At 71.8% G+C, this 6,000-nt stretch carries 5 protein-coding genes; 3 read left to right on the forward strand and 2 right to left on the reverse strand.

Annotated elements, in window-relative coordinates; all coding sequences use genetic code 11:
• Positions 1-45 precede the first annotated feature (45 nt).
• Positions 46-1,788 (forward strand): pyruvate dehydrogenase, encoded by a 1,743-nt coding sequence (locus ACFVX6_RS33975; protein WP_389698062.1) that lies wholly within the window; start codon positions 46-48, stop codon positions 1,786-1,788.
• A gap of 208 nt (positions 1,789-1,996) precedes the next feature.
• Positions 1,997-2,383: an ATP-binding protein gene (locus ACFVX6_RS33980; RefSeq protein ID WP_389698078.1), complete on the forward strand. Its 387-nt coding sequence runs from the start codon at positions 1,997-1,999 to the stop codon at positions 2,381-2,383.
• 72 nt (positions 2,384-2,455) lie between these two features.
• On the opposite strand, the gene ACFVX6_RS33985 is transcribed toward ACFVX6_RS33980, so the two are convergent.
• Together ACFVX6_RS33985 and ACFVX6_RS33990 are read right to left on the reverse strand one after the other, a co-directional pair.
• Positions 2,456-3,541, reverse strand: a complete 1,086-nt coding sequence (locus tag ACFVX6_RS33985) for a DUF2637 domain-containing protein (RefSeq protein ID WP_389698064.1) — start codon at positions 3,539-3,541, stop codon at positions 2,456-2,458.
• Positions 3,542-3,895: 354 nt separating this feature from the next.
• A complete protein-coding gene (locus ACFVX6_RS33990; protein WP_389698066.1) occupies positions 3,896-4,792 on the reverse strand; it encodes a (2Fe-2S)-binding protein in 897 nt (298 codons plus the stop codon).
• 115 nt (positions 4,793-4,907) lie between these two features.
• On the opposite strand from ACFVX6_RS33990, the gene ACFVX6_RS33995 reads away from it, so the two are divergent.
• Positions 4,908-5,570 (forward strand): GntR family transcriptional regulator, encoded by a 663-nt coding sequence (locus tag ACFVX6_RS33995; RefSeq protein WP_389698068.1) that lies wholly within the window; start codon positions 4,908-4,910, stop codon positions 5,568-5,570.
• Positions 5,571-6,000 lie beyond the last annotated feature (430 nt).

Genomic DNA, 6,000 nt, shown 5'->3' on the forward strand with positions numbered 1-6,000 from the left:
CGCACCCGGCAGAGCCGAACCGGAAAAGGGAAGGGCGCCCCCTCCATGGCCAAGCAGAACGTGGCGGAGCAGTTCATCGACATCCTCGTGCGCGCAGGCGTGCGCCGGATGTACGGAGTGGTCGGGGACAGCCTCAACCCCGTCGTCGACGCGATCCGCCGCACCGGCGGCATCGAGTGGATCCAGGTGCGCCACGAGGAGACCGCCGCCTTCGCGGCCGGCGCCGAGGCCCAGATCACCGGCTCCCTCGCCGCCTGCGCCGGCTCCTGCGGCCCCGGCAACCTGCACCTGATCAACGGGCTCTACGACGCCCACCGCTCCATGGCCCCGGTCCTCGCGCTGGCCTCGCACATCCCCTCCTCCGAGATCGGCCTCGGCTACTTCCAGGAGACCCACCCCGACCGGCTGTTCACCGAATGCAGCCACTACAGCGAGCTGATCTCCAACCCCCGCCAGATGCCCCGCGTGCTGCAGAGCGCCATCCAGCACGCCATCGGGCGCGGCGGCGTCGGCGTGGTGTCGCTGCCCGGCGACATCGCTTCCCTGCCCGCCCCGGAGCAGAGCATCGAGCAGGCACTCGTGACCGCGCGGCCGACCGTACGGCCCGGCGACGGCGAGATCGACAAGCTGGTCCGGCTCATCGACGAGGCCGACCGGGTCACCCTGTTCTGCGGCAGCGGCACAGCCGGCGCACACGCGGAGGTCATGGAGTTCGCCGGCCGGGTCAAGGCCCCCGTCGGACACGCCCTGCGCGGCAAGGAATGGATCCAGTACGACAATCCGTACGACGTCGGCATGAGCGGGCTGCTCGGCTACGGCGCGGCCTACGAGGCCACCCACGAGTGCGATCTGCTGATCCTGCTCGGCACGGACTTCCCGTACAGCGCCTTCCTCCCCGACGACGTCAAGATCGTCCAGGTGGACATCCGGCCCGAACACCTCGGCCGCCGCTCCAAACTGGACCTCGCGGTCTGGGGTGACGTACGGGAGACCCTGCGCGCGCTGAACACCCGGGTGAAGGCCAAGACGGACCGCCGGTTCCTCGACCGGATGCTGAAGAAGCACGCGGATGCCCTGGAAGGAGTGGTGAAGGCGTACACGCGCAAGGTCGAGAAGCGCACGCCCATCCACCCCGAGTACGTGGCCGCGGTGCTCGACGAACTCGCGGACGAGGATGCCGTGTTCACCGTGGATACAGGCATGTGCAACGTGTGGGCGGCGCGCTATCTTTCCCCGAACGGTAAGCGCCGCATCATCGGCTCCTTCAGCCACGGCTCCATGGCCAACGCCCTTCCGCAGGCCATCGGCGCACAGTTCACCGATCGCGGACGTCAAGTGGTGTCGATGTCGGGCGACGGCGGTTTCTCCATGCTGATGGGAGATTTCCTCACCCTGGTGCAGTACGACCTCCCCGTCAAAGTGGTCCTCTTCAACAACTCATCCCTCGGCATGGTCGAGTTGGAGATGTTGGTTTCCGGCCTTCCTTCGTACGGAACGACGAACAAGAACCCCGACTTCGCGGCGATCGCCCGCGCGGCGGGCGCGTACGGGGTCAGGGTGGAGAAGCCCAAGCAGCTCACAGCGGCTTTGAGGGACGCTTTCAAGCACAAGGGACCCGCTTTGGTGGACGTGGTCACGGACCCCAACGCCCTGTCCATTCCGCCGAAGATCAACGCTGAAATGGTGACCGGATTCGCACTTTCGGCCAGCAAGATCGTGCTGGACGGCGGGGTGGGCCGGATGATCCAGATGGCGCGATCCAACCTCCGTAACGTGCCGCGCCCTTGAGCCCGAATGCGTGCGGACTCCCCCGGGGGGCATGCATCCCGTAGGCCTGTTCGACAGGCGGGCCGTCGGGCAGTGGGCATACGGGAGGTACATCGCGGTGCGGGTGGGGGCGAAGGTCGGGAAGCAGTGGCGGAGAGGGCGGCCGGTGCCGCGCGAACCGTCGGCCGAGGAGGGGGCGGCCGTGCACGCGTCGGGGATCACCCGGAGCGTGCGGCGGGCCGATCTGAAAGCGGTGGGGGAAGTCCGCAGGGAGTTACGGGAGTTGATGCGCCACCGGTGCAAGGCCGAGGCCGCCGAGGTGGCCGAACTGCTGATCACCGAGCTCGTCACCAACGCCCTCGTCCACACCGATCAGGGCGCCGAGGTCTCCGCGACCATCGCCGCCGACCGGCTGCGGGTGGAGGTCCGCGACTTCGCCGCCCGCCGGCCCCGGCCGCACGTACCGTCCGCCGACGACGGTACGCACGGCAGGGGACTGGTGCTGGTGCAGTCGCTCGCCGACGCCTGGGGCGTGGACGCGCTCGGGCTGGCGCTGGGCGGCGGCAAAGTGGTGTGGTTCGAGCTCGACGGAGCGAAGGAGGCGGGGCCCGCCTGAGTGATCGGGCGGACCCCGCGACGCGGATCTTGGACGGGCCGGGGCGCCGTCACATCGACAGCACCGGCCGCATCAGCCGAACTGCTGCTCCAGGTCCTTCAGTTTGCGCTCCAGGGAGTCGAGTCGGGGGAGCGTCTGGGTGTCGTCCTCGGCGGTGAGGTCCACCGTCCGGGCACCGGCGGCCGGGCCGGCCGTGTCAGCCGTGTGAGGGGGCTCGGTTCCGCTCACGGCCTGCAGGGAGGGCCGGCGCCGTAGGGGCAGCTGTCCGGTTTCCGCTATGGCCGGCTCCGCGCCGACCCGCGCGGAGCCCCCTCCGGGGGCCAGCCCCGGCACCTCGACCTGACGGGCGCGGGCCACGCGCCCGAACGCCCGGTTCTGTCGGCCGAGCGCCTTGATGTGCGCCCGGTCCAGGCGGTGTTGCTCCCGCCTGCGGTGCCGGTCGTTCTCCTTCTCCTTCTTGTCCTCGCGCACCTCGTCCACGGCCTCGTCGAGCGTGCGGACCCCCTCCAGCAGCATCAGCGACCACGCGCCGAAGGTCTCCCGGGGCGCCCGCAGCCAGCGGACCATCCGGATCTGTGGCAACGGCCTCGGAATCAGGCCCTGTTCGCGCAGTGCGGCCCGGCGGGTCTGCTTCAGGGCGCGGTCGAAGAGCACGGCCGCGGAGAGCGACATGCCGGAGAAGAACTGCGGAGCCCCGTCGTGGCCGAGGCCGCGCGGGGCGTGCACCCAGTTGAACCAGGCGGCGGCTCCCGCGAACAGCCAGACCAGCATGCGCGACCCGAGGGCCGCGTCGCCGTGGCTGGCCTCGCGGACGGCGAGCACCGAACAGAACATGGCGGCGCCGTCGAGACCGAAGGGGACCAGGTACTCCCAGCCCCCGGAGAGGTTGAGGTTCTGCCGGCCGAAGCCGACCAGTCCGTGGAAGGAGAGCGCCGCGGCGACCGCCGCGCAGCAGAAGAGCAGGACGTAGGAGGCGGTCCCGTAGACGGCTTCCTTGCGCCGCCGCCGCTCCTCGCTGCGCTCCCAGCTGTCCTCGGCCACCCCCGCCTTCTCGCCTTCGCGCTTGCCCCGGGCCAGTACCGCCACTGCCGCAAGTACGCCCAGGATCAGCAGGCTGCCGGGCAGCAGCCAGTCCAGCGATATGTCGGTCAGTCTCATGCGGTTGTCCCTTGCCTCGCGTATGCGGCTGTTCGGCTTGTGGCCGGTGCGGCTTTCCGGGCGCCATAGTGGCGCAGCCGGTGAGCCGTACACGCGGGTTTCGGGGCAAGTGGACGCCAACGGGGGGCGGAGCCCGCCGGATAGGGTGTTGCAGATCGAACTCCCGCTCGCACGAGGTGGGTTGAGTTCGATTTCCGTCAGCTGGACGGGTGGGTTGAGGCGGCGGAGGCGGCGGCGCGCAAACTCGGTGGCAGTCGTACGCCCGTGTGGGTGACACCGGCCGACCGTCGCCCGAGGGCAACGAGTTCTGCGTACGGCGCACCCCGGCGCCGTAGCCGTGGGGCCGGGGTTCTCTCAGCTGTCGGCCGTCAGGCGGGCGACCCGGTCCGCGTCGCAGGTGCGGGGGCAGGTGACGCAGGTGTCGTCGGGGCGGATCGTGTAGAAGAAGCAGCAGCTCGCCCGGTCGCGGGTGGGGAGCTCCCGGCCGTCCGGGGCCTCGAGCGTGCGGAAGCCCGCGCCACCGGTGTACGGGGCGGTCGAGCCGGGGAAGAGCCGGTCGAGCTCGTGCACGGCCCGCTGCTCCTGGGTTTCACCGAGCAGGTTGGCCACGTACCAGAGGCTCTCGACCACGTCGTCCGTGACCATGCCCCACAGGGCGCGCCGCCCGCGCCGCGTCCGCGGGCCGAAGCCCTCCATGACCGGTTCGAGGTGCTGGGCCACCGCAGCCCGCACCTCTGCGCGCAGCGCGTCCTCGTCGGGCACGACCCGAGCCCCGGGGAGCGCGGCCGCCGGGTCGTCCGGCAGGCAGGCGAAGGAGCGGACGCGGACGGCCATCCGGCCCTGCGTCCGGTGGAAGGACACGGTCTCCGGGGGCAGCAGGGGCACGCGCCGGTCCAGGAACCACGGGACGGTGATCAGCAGACAGGCCATCCACGCGTACCGGTGCAGCCCGAACCCCGCCACCACGTCGGGCCGACCCGGGCGCCCGTAGTCACGGAGGATCTGCGCTTCGTCCCACGCGAGGAACGCCTCCAGGGCGTCGCCGCCCGCCGCGAGCTCGTCCGCACCGACCCACCCCACACCGCGAGGGGAGGGTTCGTGCGGGGCGAGCTCGGTGACGCGCAGTCCGCCGTACGCCTCGGCCAGCCGTGCGTAGGCGTCCGCCACCGGAGAGCCGGCCGGGGCGGGGGTGCGTGCGGGGTGTACGAAGCGGACGCTGCCCGGGGTGGGCGCGACGGCCGTGACGGTCATGGCGAACCACCGAATCACGCGATCGTTAACAGGTAAGCCTTACCTTACCTGATCTCCGTCGGGCGTGGGAAGCCGGGCTATTCTTCGGGCAGGTCGAAACCCGTGGGAGGACCGAGTGCGCGATACGGCCCGAGCCCGGGTACCGGCACAGCAGGAACGCAAGGTGGTGCGCCACTCCGTGCGCGGGCAGATCCTCGACGCCCTGCGCGCGGCGCTGCTCGCGGGCGAGCTGGCACCGGGGGAGATCTACTCGGGCCCGGCCCTGGGGGAGCGGTTCGGGGTCTCCGCGACGCCCGTGCGCGAGGCGATGCAGCAGCTGGCGCTGGAGGGGGTCGTCGAATGCCTCCCGAACCGGGGCTTCCGGGTCCTGACCCGGACTCCGGGGGAGCTGGCGGAGCTGGCCGAGGTCAGGGCGCTGATCGAAGTCCCGGTGATGCTGCGGCTGGCCCGTACGGTGCCGGTCGGGGCGTGGGCGGCGGTGGTGCCTGCGGCGGCGGCGGCGGAGGCGGCGGCGGCCGTGGGTGATCCAGCGCGGTATGCCGATGCGGACCGGGCGTTTCACCGGGCGGTGCTCGCGCTGGCCGGCAACGCGCAGCTCCTCCTGGTGGCGGAGGACCTCCACCGCCGCTCCCAGTGGCCCCTGCCGGGCCCCCGCCGCGTCCGCCGGGCGGACCTCGTCGCGGACGCGGCGGAGCACGTGGCCGTCCTGGCGGCCCTCTCCACGGGCAACCTCCCGGAGGCGGAGTCCCTGATCCGCGCCCACTTCACGTCCTCCTGACGTCCTTCGGGGGCCGCCGGGCCCCCTGGGGCTCCGCCCCGGACCCCGCGCGTCAAACGCCGGCGGGGCTGGGGTGTGGTCGGGTCTGTGCGCCGGCTGCGGAGGGTGGGTCGGTGCCGGGGCCGGGGTGGGGTGTCGGCCTGGACTGCATGATTTAGGCGCCCTGTGCCTTACGTAGACAGGGCGCGGCTTGCTCCCGCGCCACAAATCACGCTTTACGTCCCGGCCGACACCCCACCCCGTCCCCGACCCCGACCCGGCGGCCTCCAGCCCCACACCGGCACGTGAGGCGCGCAGCCCGGGATCCCGTTTTCAGCCCGTCCGGCGTTTGAGGACCGGGTCCGGGCAGAGCCCGGGGAACGGTGGAAGGGCGGGTAGGGGACTTTGCCCCGCGCAGCGGCGAGGGGTGCAGGGGGGGCTTAGCCCCGCC

Origin of the sequence: Streptomyces sp. NPDC058289 (assembly GCF_042880975.1) — a bacterium.
In the GTDB taxonomy this organism is placed as follows: Bacteria; Actinomycetota; Actinomycetes; order Streptomycetales; family Streptomycetaceae; genus Streptomyces; species Streptomyces stoeckheimensis.

Excerpts from the sequence above, each read along its gene's own strand:
- ACFVX6_RS33975 (WP_389698062.1), top strand. The coding sequence starts at position 46 with ATGGCCAAGCAGAACGTGGCGGAGCAGTTCATCGACATCCTCGTGCGC.
- ACFVX6_RS33990 (WP_389698066.1), bottom strand. The coding sequence starts at position 4,792 with ATGACCGTCACGGCCGTCGCGCCCACCCCGGGCAGCGTCCGCTTCGTA.
- ACFVX6_RS33985 (WP_389698064.1), bottom strand. The coding sequence starts at position 3,541 with ATGAGACTGACCGACATATCGCTGGACTGGCTGCTGCCCGGCAGCCTG.